The sequence below is a fragment of the Staphylococcus caeli genome, from assembly GCF_051413795.1.
In the GTDB taxonomy this organism is placed as follows: domain Bacteria; phylum Bacillota; class Bacilli; order Staphylococcales; family Staphylococcaceae; genus Staphylococcus; species Staphylococcus caeli_A.
On sequence record NZ_JBOIRQ010000006.1, the window covers coordinates 89,690 to 112,792 of the forward strand.

A 23,103-nucleotide genomic window follows, 5' to 3' on the forward strand; every position below is an offset into this window, starting at 1 on the left:
GTATCACCAAATTCATCATACCACAGATGAATTGTGAGATTCACTTGATTAAATTTACTATTTGATAACCGAAATTATTATTATATTTTCATGCTTTATTTCGCGATGAAAATAAAAAAGCAAGGTGACAAGGAGATATACTATACATCTCACTGTGACCTTACTTCATTAAATCATGATTTAATTTGTTATGTTTGTATTAATGTCTGTGCTTCTTGAATGATATCTTCCATTAGTTTTTGCGCAGTAACATGTTGTGCTAGTCTCGGACTTTGTCCACTCCATAGATGCGTCCATTGTGGGTCTCCAGCTTGTGCTGATGCCTTACGTAATGTTGTCGTCAATTGATTCTGTATTGGATAATCTGGAATATCTCCATCAAATTCATTCATTTTACGAATGAAATCATTATTAATACCTCTCGCTGGCTTACCAGTAAAGACATGTGTCACTAAGCTATCTGTTTCCTTACTTTGACTTATAGCATCTTTATATAGCTGACTTGCACCACTTTCTTCAGTTGTTAAAAAGGCTGTACCCATCTGAATTCCTTCTGCACCTAGCGCGATGCTTGCAACAAGTCCTCGACTATCCATAATTCCTCCAGCTGCCACTACAGGAATATTTACAGCATCTACAATTTGTGGCACTAAAGACATCGTCCCAATGAGTGGCGTATATGACTGTGATGTTTCGATAAAAGCACCTCGATGACCACCGGCTTCACTACCTTGTGCAATTACAACGTCCATACCCGCTTGTTCGTTTGCAATAGCTTCTTCTACACTCGTCGCTGTACCAATCAACTTAATTTGATGGGCTTTTAACTTTTCAATCGTAGCAGCATCTGGAATACCAAATGTAAATGACGCGATAGGTACTTCTTGGTCAATTATTATACGAATTGCTTCATCAAATTGCTGTTGTTCACTTAGATTGACCACAGGTTCCTCTAAATGAAATGCACGACGATAAGGTTTTAACCAAGCATTCATATGTTCTACCTTTTCAGGAATATATGTTTTTTCGCTCGGCACAAAGAGATTGACTACATACGGTAAATCCGTTAATGCTTCAACTGCTTCAATTTCTTGTTTTAACTTATCAGCACTAAAATAACCTGCACCTATAGAACCTAATCCACCTGCATTACTAACAGCCGCAACAAGTTCTGGTGTTGTTGATCCTGCCATTCCGGCTTGGATAATAGGATATTGTACATGCATCATTTTGGTTAAGTTAGATGTTAATTTCATATCGTTATCCCCTTTCAAATAAGTGTGTTTCATATTATATTAGCGCGAACTGTTACGATTTCCTTTTGGATGCGTTGCTAGCTTTTCATTTTCTTCTTCATCCATCTCATCCTCAATTTCCATGCCTAGCATTTCTTCAATTAAATCCTCGTGCGATACAATCGCGTCAGTACCACCAAATTCGTCTAAGACAATAGCCAAATGCTTGCGTGATACTGTCATTTTTCTGAGCACCCATTCAGCACGGTTATGCTCATTGACAAATAACGGCTCCGAAGTATATTTTAAAATATCATTGTTTGGTTCACGGCTCCATGCAAGCAAATATTTAGAATGAAAGACACCAATGATGTCATCAATATCTTCACCATAAACCGGATACCTTGTATATGGATTAGACACGACCGTCTCATAAGCCTCTTCATAGGAAATATCTGAAGGAAAAGCCGTCACGTTAATGCGTGGAGTAGTGTCAATATCTGTAATCTTCAGGCGTTCAAAGTCCATAACGCCTTGAATACGATTACGTTCCATTTCATTAAAGGCACCCTCACTCCCTGCGATGTTAACCATTTGTCTAATTTCTTCCTTAGAAAATCGTTTAGATTCTTCCGTATTATTTGAAATAGCTTTATTAATTAAATCAGTTAAAGCATTTAATATCTTTGTGATAGGTTTGAATAAAATCACAAAAAACGTAATTGGCGTATAAACAAGTCGAGACATTCTATCCGGATATGTTGCTGCAATTGATTTAGGTATAACTTCCGAGATAATAATGATAGCTACCGTAGTAACTGCAGTAGCAATACCAACATTCACCCCTAAGTCAACAGCTAATATCGTAACTAAAGTCGGTAAGATAATATTAGCAATATTGTTACCAATAAGAATAGTTGTGATAAATTCACTCGGTTTATTTAATAACTTGGCGAGTTTACCCGCTTTTTTATTTCCTTCTTGTGCATCCGTCTGTATTTTCATCCTGTTTGCTGCCGTTAAAGCTGTTTCACTTCCTGAAAAGAAAAATGAAGCAAACAGTAATATGATAATTGCGATAATCATGCGTGCATGACTCCTTTTAAAATATGTATTTTCCACTATAGATTTGTTATTTTATTCCCAAAATTGCAATTTTATAAACCCTGGGTATGTTTCACACCAATGCACATAAAAGAATCACCCATAATTATCATTTTGTATGAGCAGTCAACTCAATATTACTTTCCTTTTCTAAAAACACATGGTAAACTATCTTATCAACTTGAACATCATCCTGACAATAATTACTTTTTTATAAAATATGGGGGAATAAATGAATGGCTAAAGTAACTCAGTGTCAAAGCTGTGGCATACCACTTGATAAGAAAACACCAGCAGGTACAGAAAGTGATGGTACGTTATCACAAAAATATTGTCACCATTGCTATCAAAACGGCGAATTCACAATGCATTTAAATTTTGATGACATGTACGAATATAATTTGAAGAAATTCCAAGAATCTGATATGAATAAAATCCAAAAATTCTTTTTAAACAAAATGTATACTAAAAAATTCATGGCTAAACTTGATCGTTGGAAAGACGATCCTAATGCACATAAATAAACTCAAACAAAAAAGCACGATTGATACGTTATTTGATTGCCAAGTTACTTGGTATCAAAGTGGTATCAATCGTGCATTTTATATTTTATAAATGGCGAGCTATCAGTTATTTACCTTAACCAATACTACCTTCCATTTCGAATTTGATTAGACGGTTCATCTCAACTGCATATTCCATTGGTAATTCTTTCGTGAATGGCTCAATGAAGCCCATTACGATCATTTCTGTCGCTTCTTCTTCTGAAATACCACGACTCATCAAGTAGAATAATTGTTCTTCAGATACTTTCGAAACTTTCGCTTCATGTTCTAAAGAAATATTATCATTGAATACTTCGTTATAAGGAATTGTATCTGAAGTTGATTCGTTATCTAATATTAACGTATCACATTCGATGTTTGAACGTGCACCTTTCGCTTTACGGCCAAAGTGTACGATACCACGATAAATTACTTTACCGCCATCTTTTGAGATAGATTTAGAAACAATTGTTGATGATGTGTTAGGTGCCTTGTGAATCATTTTAGCGCCGGCATCTTGTACTTGTCCTTTACCTGCAAATGCAATAGAAAGTGTGCTACCTTTAGCACCTTCACCCATAAGCACACAGTTAGGATATTTCATCGTCAATTTAGAGCCAAGGTTACCATCGACCCATTCCATATTACCATTTTCATAAACTAGAGTACGTTTCGTTACTAAGTTATAAACATTGTTTGCCCAGTTTTGAATTGTTGTGTAACGCACATGCGCATCTTTGTGCACAATGATTTCAACAACAGCTGAATGTAGCGAGCTTGTTGTGTAAACTGGTGCAGTACAACCTTCAACATAGTTTACTGAAGCACCTTCATCTGCAATGATTAATGTACGTTCAAATTGTCCCATGTTTTCTGAGTTGATACGGAAATAAGCTTGTAATGGCGTGTCTAATTTAATGTTCTTAGGCACATAGATGAATGATCCACCTGACCATACAGCTGAGTTTAATGCTGAGAATTTGTTATCTGCAGCTGGTACAACTGTTGAGAAATACTGCTTGAATAGTTCTTCATTTTCTCTTAATGCACTATCCGTATCTTTAAAGATGATACCTTTTTCTTCAAGTTCTTTTTCCATATTATGGTAAACAACTTCTGATTCATATTGTGCTGATACACCAGCAAGATATTTCTGCTCAGCTTCTGGAATACCTAATTTATCAAATGTACGTTTGATCTCTTCAGGTACTTCATCCCATGAGCGTTCTGTATTTTCTGATGGTTTAACATAGTACGTAATATCATCAAAATTTAATTCTGATAAATCGCCACCCCATTGCGGCATAGGCATTTTATAGAATTGTTTTAATGACTTCAATCTATAGTTAAGCATCCATTCTGGTTCTTCTTTCATATTTGAAATTTCACGGACGATATTTTCCGTCAAACCACGTTCTGATCTAAAAATGGAAACATCTTCATCGTGGAAACCATATTGATAATTCCCAACATCAGGTGCTTTTTTAGCCATTTCAATCACTCCTTTTATATATTAAAAACGACTTACGTGCGCTATCATTTATATGCGATTTGCTTTTAAACGTTACTTTTAAAGACTTAACGCTATGAAATATTTACAACGTTATATATCTTGATGTGCCTACTAGTTTGAATGGAAATTTACACATTGTCAATGGCATCGACTTCAATTAAATCTTAGTCTTCGTCATTACCTTCCTTTTCAACTGTACCCTTTTCCAAGGCTTTCCACGCGAGTGTCGCACATTTAATTCTTGCAGGGAATTGTGCAACACCTTGTAACGCTTCAATATCGCCCATGTCTTCAGTGATTTCATAATCTTCACCGAGCATCATTTTTGAAAATTCTTGGCTCATTTTCATTGCTTCTGCTAATGAGTGGCCTTTGACCGCCTCTGTCATCATAGAAGCACTAGACATAGAAATGGAGCAACCTTCTCCATCAAATTTAGCATCTTTGATAAAACCATCTTCTATATCAAACGTTAAGTGAATACGATCCCCACACGTTGGATTGTTCATGTCAACAGTCATAGAACCATTGTCTAAAGTTCCTTTATTACGAGGACTTTTATAATGATCCATGATCACTGAACGATACAACTGATTTAAGTTATTAAAATTCATATGAGAAAAACTCCTTCGTTTGTTTCAGTGCCTCAATGAATTGGTCAATATCTTCTTGCGTATTGTAAATGTAAAAACTTGCACGCGCTGTAGAAGATTGGTTCAACCATTTCATGAGTGGTTGCGCACAATGGTGCCCTGCTCTGACTGCAACACCTTCAGTATCGACAGCCGTTGCTACATCATGTGCATGTACATCAACCATATTAAATGTGATGACGCCGGCACGTTTATCTTTGGCTGGGCCATAGATTTCAATACCTTCTATTTCTGACATTTTGTCATAGGCGTATTGCGTCAATGCTGTTTCATGTTGGTGAATTGCTTCGAAACCAATGTTTTGCAGATATCTGATTGCTTCTGCCAAACCAATCGCTTGCGCAATCAATGGCGTACCTGCTTCAAATTTAGTTGGTAAATCTGCCCAAGACGCATCATATTTGCTTACAAAATCAATCATATCGCCACCAAATTCAGTTGGCTCCATTTTATTGAGTAATGCGCGCTTACCAAATAACACACCGATACCAGTTGGTCCTAACATTTTATGACCACTAAAACTATAGAAATCAACATCTAAATCTTGCATATCTAATGCCATATGTGGCGCTGCTTGTGCGCCATCAACACTGATTATCGCGCCATATTCGTGTGCAATTTCGGCAATTGCTTTCACGTCATTAATTGTACCTAAGACATTAGATACATGTGCGATCGCAACGATTTTTGTCTTATCATTAATCGTTGCTTTGATATCTTCAATTGCTAATTCTCCGTCATCTGTCATCGGTATGAATTTCAACGACGCATTTTTACGCTTAGCTAATTGTTGCCATGGCACGATATTCGCATGGTGTTCCATTTCAGTTACGACAATTTCATCACCTTCAGAAACATTCGCATCACCATAACTATGCGCAACAATATTGATAGAAGCAGTTGTACCTCTCGTAAAAATCACTTCTTCAAAGTATTTCGCATTAATGAAACGTCTAACCGTTTCACGTGCATTTTCATAACCATCTGTCGCCAGAGAGCCAAGTGTATGCACACCACGATGCACATTTGAATTGTAGCGTTTATAGTAATCTGCCATTACGTCAATCACTTGAACCGGTGTTTGACTCGTCGCGGTAGAGTCTAAATACGCTAATCGTTTACCATTCACTTGCTGATCAAGAATCGGAAAATCTTTTATAATTTCAGTAACATTAAATGTATTAGTCAAATTATTCACAGGCCTTTCTTAATTAAAAATCAATAATCAGACCTTAGTAAAGGCGCCATCAACACTTAAGATTCATGCGGTTAAGTTACGCTTCAATCCTAATCCCATACGCTAGGTACGTCATAGTCGAAGATGCACCTTTCATTTACTATTGTCCTTGACTTAATCTTTATTTATTTACTTTATGCTCGATGACTTCACGTAATTGACGTTTCACATCTTCGATTGGTAATTCACGTACAACAGGGTCTAAGAAACCATGAATAACTAGACGTTCTGCTTCTTGACGTGAAATACCACGACTCATAAGGTAGTAAAGTTGTTCAGGATCTACACGACCAACTGATGCCGCATGTCCTGCTTCAACATCATCTTCATCGATTAACAGAATTGGGTTAGCATCTCCACGTGCATTTTCAGATAACATTAGGACACGTGACTCTTGGTTCGCATTTGATTTCGTACCGCCATGTTTGATATAGCCGATACCATTAAATACAGACGATGCATTTTCTAACATTACACCGTGTTTTAAGATATAACCCATTGTTTCTTTACCATATTGCACAATTTTAGATGTTAAGTTGATTTTTTGATCACCTGTACCTACAACTACAGATTTCAATTCACTTTCTGAACGATCACCAATAAGATTTGTCGTGTTATCAATGATTTGACTACCTTCGTTCATAAGGCCTAATGCCCAATTGATTGTTGCATCTGTAGCAGCCGTACCACGACGGATAATATGACCAGTAAATCCTTTATTTAAATAGTCTACTGAACCGTAAGTGATTTTTGAATTAGCACCCGCAATTACTTCTGAGATGATATTCAATTGATTACCTTCGCCGTCAGCATTTGATAAATAGTTCTCTACATATGTTACTTCGGCGCTTTCTTCAGTCGCGATAATTACATGATTGTAAAAGCTTGCTTGATCGTCATCATGTAAGACAACATATTGAATTGGATGTTCTACGACTACATTTTTAGGAACGTATACGAACATACCACCATTTAATAATGCTGTGTGTAATGCTGTTAATCTATGTTCGTCAACTGCTACAGCTTCATTCATGAAATATTGTTGTACTAAATCTGGATGGTTTACCAATGCTTCTGCTAAGCCTTCTACGATAACACCATCATTGATTGCTGAATCAGATACTTTAGTGAATGCAAGTGTATTATTATGTTGGATGACTAAGTTCTCAGAGTTATCTACATCGATAATTTCTTTAACCGCTTCTGGTAGTTCTTCTAGTGAACTATATACGTTACCTGTCGTTTCATGTTGTTTAAATGAGTCGAAATCCCATCTGTTAATTTTTGTTTTGTCTGGTTTTGGCATTTCTAAAGTTTCAGTTAATTTTAACGCTTCTTTACGTAATTCTGTTAGCCAAGTCGGTTCATTATGGGCTTGTGAATATTCAACAAGTTGCGCTTCAGAAATGTTCAAAGTTTCAGTCGTCATACTTTTTTCCTCCCATTTGATGATTGTATGATTTAATTCATCGGTATAAATCAAGACCTTAAATCTTCATCTAAATTCATTTGTTTAATATGAGTTGAGACTTATTCTGCAGCACCGAACTCTTCTTTAACCCATTCGTAACCTTCTTCTTCAAGGCGTTTAGCTAATTCTGGACCACCTGAAGTAACTACTTTACCACCGAACATTACGTGTACGTGATCTGGTGTGATGTAGTTTAATAAACGTTGATAGTGCGTAATGATTAATGAACCAAATTCTTCGCCACGCATTTGGTTAATACCTTTAGAAACTACTTTTAAGGCATCGATATCAAGACCAGAGTCAATTTCATCTAGGATGGCAAATTTTGGTTCTAACATCATTAATTGAAGAATTTCATTACGTTTTTTCTCACCGCCGGAGAAACCTTCGTTTAAGTAACGTTGTGCCATATCTTGATCTATATCTAAATAATCCATTTCTTTATCAAGTTTTTTGATAAACTGCATTAAATTAATTTCTTCGCCTTCTTCACGTTTCGCATTGATAGCTGAACGCATGAAATCTGCATTTGTTACACCAGTGATTTCTGATGGATATTGCATCGCTAAGAATAGACCTGCTTTCGCACGTTCATCAACTTCTAATTCAAGAATGTTAACGCCGTCTAATAACACTTCTCCCTTTGTCACTTCATAGCTAGGATGACCCATAATTGCTGATGATAATGTTGATTTACCAGTACCATTTGGTCCCATGATTGCGTGTATTTCACCAGTATTAATTGTTAAGTTAACACCTTTTAGAATCTCTTTATCTTCTATAGACACATGTAGGTCTTTAATTTCTAATGTTGATGGCATACATATTCCCTCCGTATTATATGATATGTTTTTCCTATCTAGTTTATAATAATTTTAATCTACAGTCAAAAGACTGAGCCCTTGTTACATCATCTAATTATAACGTAGTTATATATGAATATAAACCTTTTCTAGTGCTAAATTAAAATCGTTATCATATCACAATGATTTTCGATAATAATAGTAAGATTTCTATAACTGATAAAAATATCCCAGTTGTTCTCAATACTCTTTAGCTTTTAAAGCATGAAATATTAGTGCAGAATTCTATATTTGAATTTGTATTTGTTTGCAGTGTCGTTTCGTTGAATTCTGTCTTTACTGTTACACGACTCAGACTTAGGATTGATATATTTATTTTTATTATTGTAAAAGGCAAATCTATGCTAATATCGTTAATACATTTCATTAAAGAAAGGAAACTGATATGTCAAACATTAGATGGTCAAATCTATGGAAAGGATTTGCAATGGGTACTACAGATTTAGTACCTGGTGTCAGCGGCGGAACAATCGCCCTACTCTTAGGTATATATGATGATTTCATTCGTTCTGTAAGTGGCCTTTTTTCAAAACGTTTTTGGGAAAGTTTAAAATTTTTAATACCGATTGGATTGGGTATGGTCATCGCAATCGGCTTATTAAGTAAAGTCATTAACTACTTGCTCAGTGCGCACACTGTGCCAACCATGTTCTTTTTTGTAGGGTTAATTGGTGGTATCATCCCCTATTTATTAAAAACATCGCGTTATCGTACAACATTTGGCGTAGCACATTATGGTTTAGTTATTTTAGGCATTGTTATTATAGTAGTTATTACATTATTGAATAGTGGCGATAAACATGCTGGTGAGTCACTTTCACTCTCAACCGGTCATATTATCAAATACTTTATTGCTGGCGTTTGTGCTTCTAGCGCTATGCTCTTACCAGGTATTTCTGGTTCGTTTATGTTACTCGTATTTGGTGTTTATGGCACAGTTATGTATGCTATTTCTGAATTCATTTCATTCAATTTCGTTGCAATACCTGTGTTAATCACAGTCGGTTTAGGTGTAGTTTGCGGATTCTTATTCTCAAGCAAACTCATTCAATACTTATTAACACATTACACTTACCTTATGTACGCAGTAATTATTGGATTCGTCGTCGGTTCACTGTATGCAGTCTTCCCTGGCTTGCCAAGTTCATGGGGAATTTGGATTATTTCAATAATTACACTTGTAATAGGTTTCATAATTAGTTATAAGTTGGGCCACATTACTTCCGATGAAACAGCAGATTAATTTAAGACGTAAAACTAAATCATTTATTTAAAAACTTAAAATTGTAATTCGTTACACTAGCGATCATATTTTATTTTTTATATAATAGTATATCAATCAGTATTGATTGAAAAAACATATCGGAGGAATTAATTAATATTTGGGAACCTTTATTAGCTTAATTACATTTATCTTTTTACTCGCTTTAACCGCATTCTTCGTAGCAACAGAATTCGCTATCGTTAAAGTACGAACATCACGAATCAATTCACTCGCAACTGGCTCTAATAAACAAGCCATTGCCGCTAAAAAAGTTGTCTCACATCTAGATGAATACTTAGCAGCATGTCAATTGGGTATTACCATTACGGCACTAGGTATTGGTATGGTTGGTGAATCAACGTTTGAATTCTTATTACATCCGTTATTCAGTAGTTTCGGTTTATCGGAAACAATGATACACGTCTTTACTTTGATTAGTGCATTCGTCATTGCAACCTATCTACACGTTGTTATTGGTGAAATGGCACCTAAAACGATTGCAATTCAAAAAGCAGAACAAATAACACTGATGATTGCTAAACCTATTATCATGTTTTACAAATTATTTTATCCATTTATATATATTCTTAACGGTTCAGCAAGAATTATCTTAAAATTATTTGGTATGCAACCAGCAAAAGAAAGCGAACTTTATCATTCTGAAGAAGAATTGAAGATGCTGATTAAAGAAAGTCATGAAGGCGGAGAAATCTCAGAAAATGAATTAACACATATCAATCGTGCATTCGCTTTTGATGAGATGAGAGTCAAAGACGGTTATTTGCCATTAAATAAAGTTTCAGTCGTCGACATCAATAGTAGCGTTGCAGAAACAAAAGCATTTGTGAATCAATCACATTTCACAAGATACCCAGTCATCAGTAAAGATTCGACACACGTGATTGGTTATGTGCACGCGAAAGATTTATTAAATGATGATATTGATGCAATAGATGCCATAACACACGATATTCTTAAAGTAAGTCTAAATACAAAATACCACCAAGTCTTAGAGCAAATGAAGCAACAACATATTCATATTGCACTCGTAGAAGACACAGAACATACACCTATCGGCATCATTACTATGGAAAATATCTTAGAAAATATTGTCGGCGATATCAAAGACGAACACGATCAACACTAAAATTAAAAAAACAAGCGCAAGCACGTTGTGTCTCTAACAGACATTTTGTACTTGCGCTTTTTAATATGTAAAAACTCGGCTTTGTCATGATTAAATATACTTCAATTTACTCAAAACATATCTATTCATCACATAGCCAAGCCCGCCATTGCATGCGTTACATTAGCGAAAAGCAACACAAACAATGCCTATAAGGATATCAGGCATTTGGTGATGCATCACACAAAAACCTAATATTAACGTAAGTTCTCCCACGATAATAATAATTAATGATATGTATATGACTCAGTCTGTTTGCTTAAACTTGACTATGATTCAATGCAAGCATCACCAATTCAATATAATATATTAATTAAAATCCTCTTTGATAATATACCCACACTTTATAATTCTCAAGCAAATGTAATTTTTATCAGATTGATTGATAGAAAATGCGAGTCATATTATGGCTTTAACTCAGTTCTTGAGACAGTAATACATCGATATATTCATTTTTGATTTCATAAACCACTGGATTACTATTCAACTTTATCAATTTGTCTCGATGTGATGCCACCACTTCATTTATTTTATTTCTTGAAAATCCAACAACATTTTTAAGCTCTTTCAACGTTATGCGTGAATAACTGCTGCCAAACACTTTATCCTGTAATAGGACAAATAATACGTTGTATTCATACTTATTAAAATCATATAATTCTAATGCTTGTCTAAGTCTTGTTATCATTTCTATATTTTTTTCTAATGCTGTGACAACACTCTCTTGACCTTCTAGAACTATATCTAGCATTGCTTCAATAAAATGTGTTAGTTCCCCTTTATTATAGGCATTGGAGGCATTTTCGAAAGCCTTGTAATATTTATACTTTTTTTGATTTACAATATAGGAAAATGTCAACGCCGTGTATGAGTCAAGTTCATTATTTAATAATTTAGCAAGTATAAATCGCCCTACTCTTCCATTACCATCGTAAAATGGATGAATATACTCAAATATAAAATGACTTGCCATCATTTTGTATAATTCTGGGGCTGGATCATGTTTTATAAACGCTAATAATAAAGTCAAATATTCAATTATTTCTCGTTCATTAAATTCATTTCTATGAATCCACTTTGCTTTTGATTGATCATAAATACCGATTGCCTTATTTCTGAACATATCACCATCAGGCAAATTCTGTAATTCCACTTCATTTGAAACCAATGTATCGAAAATTCGGCGAATGTCTCCAATTGTATTTATCTCAATTTCTTTATTTTTTAACATTAGATACAAGTTTACAAGACCATCAAATCGTTTATTTGTATTTTTCGTATTATTTAATGCTGCTGCAATTTCATTTTTTGTACTTTTTATATTTTCTGCTTCATTTGTACTCTGTAATTCATTAATTAAGAGATATTTGATATAAGCATCATTGGCAATTTCTGGTTGACTCAAGGATTGCCGCTGTATCTTCGCACTATTTTTCAAAACCCGTTCAAGTTTGATTACTAATTCTTTCGTAATTAGGAAAAATAATGGATAACGTGCTTCTCGTTGTTGAACTTCACCTTGAATAGGATGGATTACAATGTCCGTAAAAAAAGCGCCATGACTCCGCTTCCGCTGTTCATATTCTGCTTCCATCCTTGTTATACCATGCATATGAAATAGCGTTTTTAGTGATTTATAGTCCATAAATACCACCCTTATTGATTATATATTGAAATATGATGTTTAACTTATTATATAATGACTTCTATTGATAATAAAAGCGTATTTTAATGAATACGTTACTATAAAAAAATAACCCCATATCGAAGTGATATAGGGTATTCTACGTGATATTAGTAAACTATACTTTAGAAACAATTTAATGCCCTTTATGTTTTGCCTTGGCTTTTTGTCGCTTGATCCTTCTTTTACGTTCATTAAAGACTTCTTTTTGCAACTTACTTTTTTGTTTACTCTGCTTCTTTTTCAGTGCCTGTTCTTTCTTCAATGCTTCTTGTGCTTTTGTTAAATCTTTTGGTACTTTTTGTTCTTTTGCAACTTGTCGTTGTAGTCTTTTAGGATTTATCTTTCTCTTTTGATGTTTGGTTCTAACACTTGTCTTAGTGTTAGTAATTAGCTCCAACAAATCATTTTCTATAAACAACCAAACTACACCATCATCTGGTTCCGTTCCAAATGTGTATTTCACAAACTTGGATTTATTTCCGACTTTAAACTCGACAATGCCAATAAAAAACTGACCATCATGAAAAATAGATAGCTGCATGCTACCCCTCCTCTTTATTAATCAGAAATGATGGACGACCTGAGGAGGAAGGTTACTGACAAATAATTTGCTTGCATTGGGACTACCAACCCAATTGTGTTTTTACATTTCCATTTATAATATAACTTATTTCACTTTATTAATAAATACAGAAATTTTAACTACGAGTATAACCATTCAAAATATGCTACACCTATACAAAATTACATACGTAAAATTGAAATCCATATTGCCACTTCCTTGCCACATTTAAATTTGTTATACATTATTTCATAATGAACACTTCAATATGGTACGTTAACATATTCACTAAACTTTTACGTAAAGGAGCAAAAGTATGTTAGAAGATAAAGATGACATTAGACTTTTATATCAATCAATATCAGAACTTGCTACCGAATTGGGACAAAATCAATTTGAAACGAAACTATTAGCTAAATATTTGTATAAATGGATTTAAGATTTAGCGTTTTCAAAAAGTACAAAAGAATGTTGATTATTAACTATATATTTCCTGTATTAACTCCACTACTTATCTATTTAAAATATTTCTCAAGTGATTTGGCATCCACATCATACACAAGCACATCGGGCATGGTTAAGCTTTTAAAATCATTGTACGTAAAGTTTGAAAAAGTAAGTTTATAAAAAAGTATTGATAAAGATGTACCGTGTCCACAAATAATAATATCCTTACAATTTTCATCTTTGATTTTATTAAATACTTTTAGCATTCTAATAAGCACTTCATTTAATGATTCACCATTTTCTAATTTGTAATCAAAATTCAACCACTGGAGAAAACAAAATTTTTCAAAGTCCTCAACCCATTCTCCAATTTTTCTTTCAAAAAGATCCAATTCTATTTTATATTCAATATTAAGGCTATTTGCAACAGGTTTAATAGTGTCAATTGCTCTTTTATAGGGACTTACATAAATATTATGGATTTTCTTGTTTTCAAATACCTTTACTAACTTTTCCGCTTTCAATTGTCCATCTTCTGTTAGTGGTGCATTATAATCATCTTTTATATTCACATCTCTAGTTGAATGTCTTACAAAATATATTCTCATATTTATTCACACCATTTTTATATTTTATTCAAAGTTAAATATTGTCTTTTTACAAAAGGCCAAATTATTTATTATTCTTCTTAAAATTTTCATTAAATGCATTTTTAATATGTTCTATCATTGAACCACTACCTGTAAAGTTAGAAATTGTGCTCATTACAAAACTTATAATTTTCCCAATAATATCCATATCGCATTCTCCTTTACTATATAAATACCATGTTTTTAAATATATAATCATGCCACATAGTTTAATTAGCAACACCTAAAATTGTCACTCCACTTACAACAATGGTAATATGTAACCATACTAATTATATGAGGTGAGGAAGATCGATCAATTAAAACATATAGGTATTTTAGCTATTACTGCTCCAGGTGCAAGTTTGACTTATCGTAAACTCGTAAAATCCGCTTTTCAAAATTCTAAAATAAACGGACATCCAAATATCACTTTACATAGTATCAATTATGCTCAATATAGTGCTGCTAAAGGTAAAGATGATATGGGATTAACTTGGAAAGCGCTGCTAAAAGAAACGATTACGCAATTGGAAAATGCTGGCGCAGAACTTATTATTTGTCCTTCTAATACCCCACACAAATTCTACAATGACATTAATGAAGAAATTAACGTTGAATGGCTTCATATAGTAGAATCTGCAAAACAAGCAATCATCAAGAAAAATTATAAAAAACCATTATTATTAGGTACAAAAGAAACGATGATTAGTAATACCTTTGAACCATTTTTTGAAAATGATCCAATCACTTTAATTAAGCCTGATACGAATGAAATAGAGCTTATAAACAACATCATTAGCGATGAACTTATTAAAGATAATGTTACAAATGAATCAACACAATTTTTCAAAACACTCATTAAAAAATATCAAGAAACCGAGAATATAGACAGTGTTATTTTAGGATGCACAGAATTGCCTATCATTATCGACGAAACTACAACTGACCTACCGTTAGTAGATACTACTCAAACATTAGCCGATTACGCATTAGACAACGCATTAAAATAAGATTCAAATTGAATATTTAAAGCAAAAACAACCCTCTAGCCATAATGGCTAGAGGGTTACTTCATTTATTTACTATTATTTTGCTGGTACGACCGCACCATCATACTGTTTGTTGATGTAATCTTTAATATCTTTAGATTGTAAGACTTCCATCAATGCTTTGATTTTCTTGTCGTCTTTGTGGCCATCTTTCACAGCAATTAAGTTTGCGTAAGGATTGTCTTTCGCTTTTTCTAAAACGATTGAATCATCTTTTGGGCTTAATTTTTGATCGATTGCAAAGTTAGAGTTGATGATTACTGCATCTGCATCTTCATTTTGGTAAATTTTTGGTAAGTATTCTGCAGATTGTTTGTTATTGAATTTGATGTCTTTTTTATTTTCAACGATGTCGTCAAATTTAGCGTCTTCAATTTTCACGCCTTTTTTAATTTTAATGAGGCCAGCGTCTTGGAAGAATTTTAAGAAACGTCCTTCTTCAGCTGGGTTATTTGAAACGTAAACTGTAGCGCCTTTTGGTAAGTCTTTAAGGCTCTTATATTTCTTAGAATAAACAGCCATTGGTTCTAAGTGAACGTTACCTGCAGATTCAATCTTGTAGCCTTTGTCTTTCTTCTCAGTATTTAAATAAGGTGTATGTTGGAAGAAGTTAGCATCTACTTCACCTTTATCTAACAATTTGTTTGGTGTTGTATAGTCGTTAATTGTTTTAATTTTTAAGTCATAACCTTTATCTTTCAATAATGGTTTTGCTTTTTCAAGAATTTCTGCGTGAGGCGCTGGTGATGCACCTACTGTAATCGTCTTATCTTTTCCGCCACCGCCGTTACCACAAGCCGCTAATACTAGCGCTAGAACGATGACTGATACTAAACTCACAAGTTTTTTCATATAAAAATCCCCCTAAAAGTTTATCTTTTATCAATTTTATTTGTAGCCCAATCTCCAATAAATTGAACAATGAACACAATTACTAAGATTAAAATGGTTGATACAAAAATAACGTCATTCTGATTTCGTGTGAAACCTGTCAGATATGCTAAATTACCAAGTCCACCTGCACCGATAACACCGGCAACAGCTGTTGAACCGACTAATGCAATAGCAGTCACTGTAATACCTGAAATTAAAGCAGGCATTGCTTCTGGTAACAGTACCTTACGCACGACAGTCCATGTGTTCGCACCCATTGACCAAGCCGCTTCAATTACACCTTTATCAATTTCTTTAAATGCAATTTCTACTAATCTGGCATAGAATGGCGCTGCACTAATAATTAAGGCTGGTAGCGCACCTGTTGGTCCACTGATTGTGCCTAATACTAAACTTGTAAATGGTATTAATAACAAGATTAATATAATAAATGGTATAGCTCTGAACAGATTCACAATAAATGACACGATACTGTAGAATACTCTTGCAACCGGTGATTTACTTTTAGCTGATAAAAAGAGTAGCACACCTAAGATTAACCCTAAAATAAAGGCGAATATTGTTGAAATCAATGTCATGTAAATCGTTTCATATGTTGCTAGCCAAACTTCGTCCCAACTTACATTTGGCATCGTAAACATTTCACGGAGGATATCACTCAATGAATTACCCATGTCTCAACACCTCCACTGTTACATGTTGCGCTTCTAAATCTTGCTTGAATTTGTCGAATTTTTCTGAATTTATATCGGAAAGTTGAATCACTAGGAATCCAAGCGAACCATCTTTTGTATGTTTAATATTCGCTTCTAGGATGTTCACATCAATGTTATGCGTCTTCGTTATGTATGACACTAAAGGTTCCGTGGCATTATTGCCTGTGAAATTCAATCTCACGACGTAATCATTTTCATTCAATGTGACTAAATCACTAATTGACTCATCAAAATCATCGTTCAAGTCATCTTTGACAAAGCGTTTCGTTACAGCATGTTGTGGATTTTCAAACACTTGAGATACCTGTCCTTGTTCAATCACACGGCCATTTTCCATCACTGCAACCTCATCACATATACGTCGAATGACATGCATTTCATGTGTAATAATCACAATCGTTAAATTGCGTTCATCTTTAATTTTCAATAATAATTCTAGAATTTCATCTGTCGTTTGTGGGTCTAATGCACTTGTGGCTTCATCACACAAGAGTACTGAAGGTTCATTGGCGAGTGCTCTCGCAATACCGACACGTTGTTTTTGACCACCTGACAGTTCAGAAGGATACGCGTGCTCTCTCCCTTTTAGTCCAACCAATTCCACTAATTCTATCGCACGTTGCTTGGCTTCTTTTCTCGAAACACCAGCAATCTCTAATGGAAAAGTAATATTATTTAATACAGTACGCGACCATAATAGATTAAAATGTTGAAAAATCATACTCACTTTTTGACGTTTTTTTCTTAAGTCACTTTTGGACAATTTACCAATTGTATCTCCATCAATAATGACGTCTCCTGAAGTTGGTTGTTCAAGGTTATTTAAAAGTCTAATTAACGTACTTTTCCCCGCACCTGAAAAACCAATCACACCAAAAATTGAGCCTGATTGAATGTTTAAATCAACATGATCTACAGCCAGTACGTCTTGTTTTTTCGTGTTGTACTTTTTGACTACTTGATTTAACTCAATCATCCTGTTGCCTCCTTGTATTGCATTGCTTTTCAATTAAATAAAAAAATGCCTTCCCTATGTTCGAAGAATAGAGAAAGCAAATTGCGCTTCTCTCATCTTCTAAAGTTTTTATAAACTTTATGTGAATTGGCACCATTTCTGTTACAGACGGTTGCCGGGCTTCAAAGGGCACATCCCTCCACCTCTCGTGATAAGAGTTTCGTTATTTAATTATTTTTAATCCTACCATTGCACTAATGTTTCGTCAATGATTATTTTAAATTTTCTAACAAATAAGGTACGGACTGAAATGCATAGATTCTTTTTTGTTCTTCACCTTTGGACATGACCATCAATACTGGCACGGATTGTATTTCATGTTGTTGACTAAAATCTGGATGAAAATTCAAATCAATCTTTGTGATTGATAATTTCAGAATCTCGTTAGCAATATCCAACATCCGTTCAGAGACCTTACATGTACCACACATCGGTGTGTACCCAAATATAAGGTATTTATCTTCGTGTATATATTCATTGATGTCCACACGTTGTTCACTTGTTACATTCATGTTAATAAACTTACCCTTTCAGCGATATAATCTAATCTTGCTTTAGCTACTTTTTCTTCGTCCTTTACGTTAAACCCATGTTTTTCCAATACTCTAGATAAGTAAGGCTTAGGACAACGCGCAACTTCGCAATATTGTTTATCAATTCTTATATGTCTACTTTCACTTAAATATCGTTTAAACCATTTGCGGATTTTTTCACCTTCATCATCAGAATCAACAAGTATATAAACTTGTTTATCGTAAAGAGATTCTATCATTTCGTCTAATTTATCGACGCCCATAGTTCCATTTGTACAAATAATTTCTATAGGTTGATCAATCACTTGTTTTACTCGCTTCTTGTCCGACTTTCCTTCGACAATAATTACTTGGTTTAGTATCGCCATGACATCCACCTTCTAAATGTTGATAGTAAATTACACTACTTCATTCTTCACAATACTTAGCGGTCATAAACATGATTTACAGACTTCTCATTTTATCTTATTATTGTTTCTATTTTTTGTCATCTATAGACGTCTATAGTTCAATAATTGGCACCATTGCACTTTACATATTTTTTACATTTTATAAACATTAGGGATATAAAAATGGATAAAAGAAAAACTCCAAGATAGTTATATCATGGAGTTAAATATCTTCTTATTCACCAATCATTTCAGAGTATTGCTCTGCAGATAATAATTCATCTAATTGGCTTTCATCGCTTAGTTCTACTTTTACCATCCAAGCTTTTTCGTAAGGTGATTCATTTACGAATTCTGGGCTATCTTCTAATTCTTCGTTAGCTTCTACAACTTTACCTGAAACTGGCGCATAAAGTTCTGAAACTGTTTTTACAGATTCAACGCTACCAAATGTGTCGCCTTCATTGATTTCATCATCAACTTCTGGTAATTCAACAAATACGATATCACCTAATTCGCCTTGCGCATATTCAGTAATACCAATTGTTACTGTGTTGCCTTCAACTTTTACCCATTCATGTTCTTTAGAATATTTTAATTCACTCGGTACTGCCACGAGAATCCCCTCCTAAATGATTTTACATATTAATGATGCCACACGAATACTATACAATCAACTATTTATTGGCATCTTTAATTCATTATAAATGTTTCGTTAAAATTGGTGAAGCGTTTTCACACCAAAACTTTTATTATGTACATTTTACATATGATTGAATCGCAATCTATTTTACGCTAACCATGTTTCTTTATACTGATCTTCTTTAAATCCAACCGTTACCTTTTCACCTGAAATCGCTAACGGACGCTTAACTAACATGCCATTTTCTGAAAGTAAATCTAACTTTTCATCATTTGACATCGTGCCTAATTTGTCTTTAAGACCTAGCTCACGATACTTTGCCCCATGTGTATTGAAAAGTTTGTTGATATCAATATCTGTCATTTCTAGAATTTCTTTAAATTCATTTTTTGTAGGTGTATGTTGAACAATATCGATAGGCTCAAAGCTCACACCATGTTCTTGTAAAAATTTAGCTGCTTTTTTACAAGTAGTACAATTAGGATATTGGTAAAATTTGATCATTATGCTGTACCTCCTCTGACTAGTTAACACTAATATATCAAATTTGGCACCAAAACGCTCTAATTAATAAGCTAATTTTTTTATTAACTAATGATTGTCCGTTATAATGGATTTACTAATATTGATACAAAGGAGAATTTTTAATGAAACCAATTAATACAAATGAAGCTTTTAAAGAAACAGTACAAAGTGACAACCCAGTTATCGTTAAATTCGAAGCAGGTTGGTGTCCAGATTGTAAAGCAATGGATATTTGGATTGACCCTATCCAAGAAAAATATAACGACTATGAATGGTTCACAGTAAATCGTGATGAACTTGAAGACGTAGTAGCAGACAACGATGTTATGGGTATTCCAAGTTTACTTGTATTCAAAAATGGTGAAAAATTAGCACACTTACACTCAGCAAATGCAAAATCACCTGAACAAGTTGAGTCATTTTTAGCTGAAACATTTAAATAACATAACTTTTAATTAGTAACACAAAAACCGCGCTAAGCTATCGTTGCTCAGTGCGGTTTCTTATTTTTAATTACATATTGTAATGCGTTCTATCTCGATTTTCTAAATTTAGTTAAAGGCTCATCACACAATGTTAAAATGTTTCAATGATTTGATCAACGTGACGTGGTCTGTGCAATACTTTATCTTCCAAATCAGTCAGATACAAGAACCCTACTAACTTTTCATTATCTTTGACACCAAACATGTCGCGTATCTCAGGCATAAAGATATACGCCGGCGATTTCCAACATGTTCCAATCCCAGCTTCATGTAAGAGCAGCATTAGATTTTGTGCGTAAGCACCAAAAGCCATATGGTTTTCTAAATTTTCTTTTTGTCTTGGATCTTCTTTCACAATTAATGCGAGCATGCCTCCAAGATTCGTCACGGCTTCATAATGACTTTCTTGTTTTTTCGGTAGATTATGAAAGGCAATTTCAGATAATTGCTTACTCATCTCTCCTAATCTATCCTTAGCAATATGAACCACTCTCCAAGGCTCTCTCATACCATGATTGGGCGCATCCGCAGCTTGTTTAATCGCTTGATATAAAGCGTCATCATCTATATGCATATCTCTTTTGAATTTTTTTACACTTCTACGGTTAGCGATAGCTTCTTGTAGTTCCATAATAATATCGCCCTTTCTTTATTGATAACTATTTTCAATTATAAGTCAGGCGTAATGTATTTTCAAATTAGGCGTACAATTCTAGTTGCTTTTTTAATTCTGCAATATGAATTTGCCCCGGAGCTTTAGGTTCATCTAAACAACCATACGTGATTGACCCACCAAATAAACCTTGTGCAGTTCTGGAAACCAGTCCGATTTTAGACATTGCAATACCTACAACTTGCTGTGGTACTTCATCAGCAGCATCAGACATCGCATGCAGTAAATTTAATACATCTTGCTTATCATGAGGCATAACTGCAACTTTTAAATAATCTGGCGCTAGCTGCTGCATTTTATAATAAAGGTGCTTTAATGTTTCTAATTTCGGTGTTTCTTTAAAATTATGATGTGATAGCACAACTTGTACATGATGCGCTTGTGCAACATCAATAAGTGTTTGAATTGTATCTGTTGAACGTGTTGGTTCAAATTCGATATCCAACATATCTATCCCCTCAAGTTTAGCAATTTCTGTCAAAACATGGAGATATGCCTTTTCATCGAATCGTCCTTCTCCCCCTTGCTCATGTGTACGGTAAGTAACAAGTATTCGTTTATTTAAATTTAATTTGTGTATATTTTTAATTACTTTAGCAACATGTGACACGTCGCATTTGTCCCATTGATCAATTCTCAGTTCTATGATATCTATGGCATCTTGGTATTGAACTAACGCAGTCATCGTTGATTGAGATAATTCACTTTCAGGTGCAATAGTAACAGCAATATTAACATTAGACATGCCATCGTCCCCTTCTATTATTATGATATTGCGCTAATTGTATAACATAATCGTGTTTCAATACAATGCATTCAGAAAGTAAGTTATCGTAGTATCAATATTTTTAAATACATATCATGATTTAAAATTTAATTCTCGGGTATCCATATAGTATGAAGTTTTTAAGGAGGTCATATAATGGCAGTAAATTATGAAACGAAAGCGACAAATACAGGTGGACGTAATGGTCACGTTCAAACAGATGATAAAGCAATTGATGTAGCAGTAGTACCACCAGCTCAAGCAGATGCTGAAAAAGGTACAAACCCTGAGCAATTATTTGCAGCAGGTTATGCTTCATGTTTTAATGGCGCATTCGATTTAATCCTAAAACAAAATAAAGTTAGAGGTGCAGAACCTGAAGTAACTTTAACTGTACGCCTTGAAGACGACCCAGATGCTGAAAGTCCTAAATTAAGTGTTTCAATTGATGCAAAAGTCAAAAACGTCTTATCTCAAGCAGATGCTGAAAAATATTTACAAGATGCACATGAATTTTGTCCATATTCCAAAGCAACGCGCGGTAATATAGATGTTGATTTAAATGTATCTGTTGTAGACTAATCATAAATGTTTAAGCCCCCAAATCCTTAGATGGATTTGGGGGTTTGTTTTGTCTTTTTTTAATTTTAATCCTAGTTGCCTGATCTTGAAGTCTTATTTTTGTGTGAAATTTAACTGTTTTCTTCATCTTTACAATGATTCAAAAAGTAAACAATTAATATTGAAAAAGAAATCAGGATAAGCACGATGAGTGAAACTACAATCGTTATTAAAGCTCCCACAATTTATGCCTCCATCTTAAATTATATAACTCACTATATTATACCATGATTATCATATTTGTTTACGTTACTTAACAAACAAATTAAGCTCAATTTTAAAATGAATAAAAAACAGTTTTTTTATAAGACGGATTGTAATATTAAGTGCAACACTCTTAAAATTTCATAAAAAAAATGCCCATAAACGGCACTCTATTGTAAGATGTTAATAAC

27 protein-coding genes and 1 riboswitch are annotated in these 23,103 nt (G+C 34.0%); of the genes, 7 read left to right on the top strand and 20 right to left on the bottom strand.

Features of this window, described 5'->3' with window-relative positions; all coding sequences use genetic code 11:
* Positions 1 to 188: 188 nt before the first annotated feature.
* Together ACSULM_RS05060 and ACSULM_RS05065 are read right to left on the bottom strand one after the other, a co-directional pair.
* Positions 189 to 1,256 carry an NAD(P)H-dependent flavin oxidoreductase gene (locus tag ACSULM_RS05060; RefSeq protein WP_436861061.1) on the bottom strand — a complete coding sequence of 356 codons (1,068 nt, stop codon included), beginning with the start codon at positions 1,254 to 1,256 and terminating at the stop codon, positions 189 to 191.
* Between the two features lie 39 nt (positions 1,257 to 1,295).
* Positions 1,296 to 2,321: a hemolysin family protein gene (locus tag ACSULM_RS05065; RefSeq protein ID WP_436861062.1), complete on the bottom strand. Its 1,026-nt coding sequence runs from the start codon at positions 2,319 to 2,321 to the stop codon at positions 1,296 to 1,298.
* A 254-nt stretch (positions 2,322 to 2,575) separates the two neighbouring features.
* On the opposite strand from ACSULM_RS05065, the gene ACSULM_RS05070 reads away from it, so the two are divergent.
* Positions 2,576 to 2,863 carry a zinc ribbon domain-containing protein gene (locus tag ACSULM_RS05070; RefSeq protein WP_436855243.1) on the top strand — a complete coding sequence of 96 codons (288 nt, stop codon included), beginning with the start codon at positions 2,576 to 2,578 and terminating at the stop codon, positions 2,861 to 2,863.
* Positions 2,864 to 2,978: 115 nt separating this feature from the next.
* Here the strand turns inward: ACSULM_RS05070 and sufB are convergent, their stop codons facing one another.
* The 5 genes from sufB to sufC all read right to left on the bottom strand — a co-directional run bounded on the left by sufB (position 2,979) and on the right by sufC (position 8,579).
* A complete protein-coding gene (sufB, locus tag ACSULM_RS05075) occupies positions 2,979 to 4,376 on the bottom strand; it encodes a Fe-S cluster assembly protein SufB (protein ID WP_069996211.1) in 1,398 nt (465 codons plus the stop codon).
* Positions 4,377 to 4,561: 185 nt separating this feature from the next.
* Positions 4,562 to 5,011, bottom strand: coding sequence for a Fe-S cluster assembly sulfur transfer protein SufU (gene sufU / locus ACSULM_RS05080; RefSeq protein ID WP_436855242.1), 450 nt, complete (start codon positions 5,009 to 5,011; stop codon positions 4,562 to 4,564).
* Entirely contained in the window at positions 5,001 to 6,248 is a 1,248-nt protein-coding gene (locus ACSULM_RS05085; protein ID WP_436861063.1) for a cysteine desulfurase, read from the bottom strand. The genes sufU and ACSULM_RS05085 overlap by 11 nt, the downstream gene beginning before the upstream one ends.
* A gap of 160 nt (positions 6,249 to 6,408) precedes the next feature.
* A complete protein-coding gene (sufD, locus tag ACSULM_RS05090) occupies positions 6,409 to 7,716 on the bottom strand; it encodes a Fe-S cluster assembly protein SufD (RefSeq protein ID WP_436861064.1) in 1,308 nt (435 codons plus the stop codon).
* A 101-nt stretch (positions 7,717 to 7,817) separates the two neighbouring features.
* Positions 7,818 to 8,579, bottom strand: coding sequence for a Fe-S cluster assembly ATPase SufC (gene sufC / locus ACSULM_RS05095; RefSeq protein ID WP_436855239.1), 762 nt, complete (start codon positions 8,577 to 8,579; stop codon positions 7,818 to 7,820).
* A 427-nt stretch (positions 8,580 to 9,006) separates the two neighbouring features.
* On the opposite strand from sufC, the gene ACSULM_RS05100 reads away from it, so the two are divergent.
* Entirely contained in the window at positions 9,007 to 9,864 is an 858-nt protein-coding gene (locus ACSULM_RS05100; protein WP_436861065.1) for a DUF368 domain-containing protein, read from the top strand.
* 139 nt (positions 9,865 to 10,003) lie between these two features.
* The gene (locus tag ACSULM_RS05105) at positions 10,004 to 11,032 is read left to right on the top strand and encodes a hemolysin family protein (protein ID WP_436861066.1); all 1,029 of its coding nucleotides are present in this window, start codon (positions 10,004 to 10,006) and stop codon (positions 11,030 to 11,032) included.
* A 451-nt stretch (positions 11,033 to 11,483) separates the two neighbouring features.
* Here the strand turns inward: ACSULM_RS05105 and ACSULM_RS05110 are convergent, their stop codons facing one another.
* Both ACSULM_RS05110 and ACSULM_RS05115 read right to left on the bottom strand, forming a co-directional pair.
* The gene (locus ACSULM_RS05110) at positions 11,484 to 12,716 is read right to left on the bottom strand and encodes a Fic family protein (RefSeq protein WP_436861067.1); all 1,233 of its coding nucleotides are present in this window, start codon (positions 12,714 to 12,716) and stop codon (positions 11,484 to 11,486) included.
* A 175-nt stretch (positions 12,717 to 12,891) separates the two neighbouring features.
* Positions 12,892 to 13,299 (bottom strand): YjdF family protein, encoded by a 408-nt coding sequence (locus tag ACSULM_RS05115; protein WP_436861069.1) that lies wholly within the window; start codon positions 13,297 to 13,299, stop codon positions 12,892 to 12,894.
* Positions 13,300 to 13,636: 337 nt separating this feature from the next.
* Between ACSULM_RS05115 and ACSULM_RS05120 the strand changes: the two genes are divergently transcribed.
* Positions 13,637 to 13,759, top strand: a complete 123-nt coding sequence (locus ACSULM_RS05120) for a hypothetical protein (RefSeq protein ID WP_436861071.1) — start codon at positions 13,637 to 13,639, stop codon at positions 13,757 to 13,759.
* A gap of 76 nt (positions 13,760 to 13,835) precedes the next feature.
* Here ACSULM_RS05120 and ACSULM_RS05125 read toward each other — a convergent pair whose 3' ends face one another.
* Together ACSULM_RS05125 and ACSULM_RS05130 are read right to left on the bottom strand one after the other, a co-directional pair.
* Positions 13,836 to 14,375: a histidine phosphatase family protein gene (locus tag ACSULM_RS05125; RefSeq protein ID WP_436861073.1), complete on the bottom strand. Its 540-nt coding sequence runs from the start codon at positions 14,373 to 14,375 to the stop codon at positions 13,836 to 13,838.
* Between the two features lie 64 nt (positions 14,376 to 14,439).
* Entirely contained in the window at positions 14,440 to 14,565 is a 126-nt protein-coding gene (locus ACSULM_RS05130) for a hypothetical protein (RefSeq protein WP_436861074.1), read from the bottom strand.
* Between the two features lie 133 nt (positions 14,566 to 14,698).
* Between ACSULM_RS05130 and ACSULM_RS05135 the strand changes: the two genes are divergently transcribed.
* Positions 14,699 to 15,409 (top strand): aspartate/glutamate racemase family protein, encoded by a 711-nt coding sequence (locus ACSULM_RS05135; protein WP_436861075.1) that lies wholly within the window; start codon positions 14,699 to 14,701, stop codon positions 15,407 to 15,409.
* Between the two features lie 75 nt (positions 15,410 to 15,484).
* Here the strand turns inward: ACSULM_RS05135 and ACSULM_RS05140 are convergent, their stop codons facing one another.
* The 7 genes from ACSULM_RS05140 to ACSULM_RS05170 form a co-directional block, all read right to left on the bottom strand.
* Positions 15,485 to 16,300 carry a MetQ/NlpA family ABC transporter substrate-binding protein gene (locus tag ACSULM_RS05140; RefSeq protein WP_069996181.1) on the bottom strand — a complete coding sequence of 272 codons (816 nt, stop codon included), beginning with the start codon at positions 16,298 to 16,300 and terminating at the stop codon, positions 15,485 to 15,487.
* A 20-nt stretch (positions 16,301 to 16,320) separates the two neighbouring features.
* Positions 16,321 to 17,016 (bottom strand): methionine ABC transporter permease, encoded by a 696-nt coding sequence (locus tag ACSULM_RS05145; RefSeq protein ID WP_436855190.1) that lies wholly within the window; start codon positions 17,014 to 17,016, stop codon positions 16,321 to 16,323.
* Positions 17,009 to 18,034: a methionine ABC transporter ATP-binding protein gene (locus ACSULM_RS05150; protein WP_436861077.1), complete on the bottom strand. Its 1,026-nt coding sequence runs from the start codon at positions 18,032 to 18,034 to the stop codon at positions 17,009 to 17,011. The genes ACSULM_RS05145 and ACSULM_RS05150 overlap by 8 nt, the downstream gene beginning before the upstream one ends.
* An 89-nt stretch (positions 18,035 to 18,123) precedes the next feature.
* Positions 18,124 to 18,231, bottom strand: a riboswitch (SAM riboswitch).
* A gap of 54 nt (positions 18,232 to 18,285) precedes the next feature.
* On the bottom strand, positions 18,286 to 18,585 hold the full coding sequence (locus tag ACSULM_RS05155) for a thioredoxin family protein (RefSeq protein ID WP_436861078.1): 300 nt from the start codon (positions 18,583 to 18,585) through the stop codon (positions 18,286 to 18,288).
* Positions 18,582 to 18,974 carry a toprim domain-containing protein gene (locus ACSULM_RS05160; protein ID WP_436855187.1) on the bottom strand — a complete coding sequence of 131 codons (393 nt, stop codon included), beginning with the start codon at positions 18,972 to 18,974 and terminating at the stop codon, positions 18,582 to 18,584. The genes ACSULM_RS05155 and ACSULM_RS05160 overlap by 4 nt, the downstream gene beginning before the upstream one ends.
* Before the next feature lie 256 nt (positions 18,975 to 19,230).
* Positions 19,231 to 19,611, bottom strand: coding sequence for a glycine cleavage system protein GcvH (gcvH, locus tag ACSULM_RS05165; protein WP_069996176.1), 381 nt, complete (start codon positions 19,609 to 19,611; stop codon positions 19,231 to 19,233).
* Between the two features lie 174 nt (positions 19,612 to 19,785).
* Positions 19,786 to 20,142, bottom strand: coding sequence for an arsenate reductase family protein (locus ACSULM_RS05170; RefSeq protein WP_436861080.1), 357 nt, complete (start codon positions 20,140 to 20,142; stop codon positions 19,786 to 19,788).
* A gap of 143 nt (positions 20,143 to 20,285) precedes the next feature.
* Between ACSULM_RS05170 and ACSULM_RS05175 the strand changes: the two genes are divergently transcribed.
* A complete protein-coding gene (locus tag ACSULM_RS05175; protein WP_436861083.1) occupies positions 20,286 to 20,606 on the top strand; it encodes a thioredoxin family protein in 321 nt (106 codons plus the stop codon).
* 133 nt (positions 20,607 to 20,739) lie between these two features.
* Here ACSULM_RS05175 and ACSULM_RS05180 read toward each other — a convergent pair whose 3' ends face one another.
* Positions 20,740 to 21,279 carry a nitroreductase family protein gene (locus ACSULM_RS05180; RefSeq protein ID WP_436861085.1) on the bottom strand — a complete coding sequence of 180 codons (540 nt, stop codon included), beginning with the start codon at positions 21,277 to 21,279 and terminating at the stop codon, positions 20,740 to 20,742.
* A gap of 67 nt (positions 21,280 to 21,346) precedes the next feature.
* Positions 21,347 to 22,066, bottom strand: a complete 720-nt coding sequence (gene aroD, locus ACSULM_RS05185) for a type I 3-dehydroquinate dehydratase (protein WP_436861087.1) — start codon at positions 22,064 to 22,066, stop codon at positions 21,347 to 21,349.
* Between the two features lie 177 nt (positions 22,067 to 22,243).
* On the opposite strand from aroD, the gene ACSULM_RS05190 reads away from it, so the two are divergent.
* Positions 22,244 to 22,669, top strand: a complete 426-nt coding sequence (locus tag ACSULM_RS05190) for an organic hydroperoxide resistance protein (protein ID WP_069996171.1) — start codon at positions 22,244 to 22,246, stop codon at positions 22,667 to 22,669.
* Positions 22,670 to 23,103: the final 434 nt, after the last annotated feature.

Coding starts and splice junctions, on each gene's coding strand:
- sufB (WP_069996211.1), bottom strand. CDS start 4,376: ATGGCTAAAAAAGCACCTGATGTTGGGAATTATCAATATGGTTTCCAC.
- ACSULM_RS05160 (WP_436855187.1), bottom strand. CDS start 18,974: ATGGCGATACTAAACCAAGTAATTATTGTCGAAGGAAAGTCGGACAAG.
- ACSULM_RS05100 (WP_436861065.1), top strand. CDS start 9,007: ATGTCAAACATTAGATGGTCAAATCTATGGAAAGGATTTGCAATGGGT.
- ACSULM_RS05190 (WP_069996171.1), top strand. CDS start 22,244: ATGGCAGTAAATTATGAAACGAAAGCGACAAATACAGGTGGACGTAAT.
- sufD (WP_436861064.1), bottom strand. CDS start 7,716: ATGACGACTGAAACTTTGAACATTTCTGAAGCGCAACTTGTTGAATAT.
- ACSULM_RS05140 (WP_069996181.1), bottom strand. CDS start 16,300: ATGAAAAAACTTGTGAGTTTAGTATCAGTCATCGTTCTAGCGCTAGTA.
- sufU (WP_436855242.1), bottom strand. CDS start 5,011: ATGAATTTTAATAACTTAAATCAGTTGTATCGTTCAGTGATCATGGAT.
- ACSULM_RS05180 (WP_436861085.1), bottom strand. CDS start 21,279: ATGGAACTACAAGAAGCTATCGCTAACCGTAGAAGTGTAAAAAAATTC.
- ACSULM_RS05145 (WP_436855190.1), bottom strand. CDS start 17,016: ATGGGTAATTCATTGAGTGATATCCTCCGTGAAATGTTTACGATGCCA.
- sufC (WP_436855239.1), bottom strand. CDS start 8,579: ATGCCATCAACATTAGAAATTAAAGACCTACATGTGTCTATAGAAGAT.
- ACSULM_RS05150 (WP_436861077.1), bottom strand. CDS start 18,034: ATGATTGAGTTAAATCAAGTAGTCAAAAAGTACAACACGAAAAAACAA.
- ACSULM_RS05110 (WP_436861067.1), bottom strand. CDS start 12,716: ATGGACTATAAATCACTAAAAACGCTATTTCATATGCATGGTATAACA.
- aroD (WP_436861087.1), bottom strand. CDS start 22,066: ATGTCTAATGTTAATATTGCTGTTACTATTGCACCTGAAAGTGAATTA.
- ACSULM_RS05070 (WP_436855243.1), top strand. CDS start 2,576: ATGGCTAAAGTAACTCAGTGTCAAAGCTGTGGCATACCACTTGATAAG.
- ACSULM_RS05065 (WP_436861062.1), bottom strand. CDS start 2,321: ATGATTATCGCAATTATCATATTACTGTTTGCTTCATTTTTCTTTTCA.
- ACSULM_RS05130 (WP_436861074.1), bottom strand. CDS start 14,565: ATGGATATTATTGGGAAAATTATAAGTTTTGTAATGAGCACAATTTCT.
- ACSULM_RS05115 (WP_436861069.1), bottom strand. CDS start 13,299: ATGCAGCTATCTATTTTTCATGATGGTCAGTTTTTTATTGGCATTGTC.
- ACSULM_RS05155 (WP_436861078.1), bottom strand. CDS start 18,585: ATGAATGTAACAAGTGAACAACGTGTGGACATCAATGAATATATACAC.
- ACSULM_RS05170 (WP_436861080.1), bottom strand. CDS start 20,142: ATGATCAAATTTTACCAATATCCTAATTGTACTACTTGTAAAAAAGCA.
- ACSULM_RS05125 (WP_436861073.1), bottom strand. CDS start 14,375: ATGAGAATATATTTTGTAAGACATTCAACTAGAGATGTGAATATAAAA.
- ACSULM_RS05175 (WP_436861083.1), top strand. CDS start 20,286: ATGAAACCAATTAATACAAATGAAGCTTTTAAAGAAACAGTACAAAGT.
- ACSULM_RS05060 (WP_436861061.1), bottom strand. CDS start 1,256: ATGAAATTAACATCTAACTTAACCAAAATGATGCATGTACAATATCCT.
- ACSULM_RS05120 (WP_436861071.1), top strand. CDS start 13,637: ATGTTAGAAGATAAAGATGACATTAGACTTTTATATCAATCAATATCA.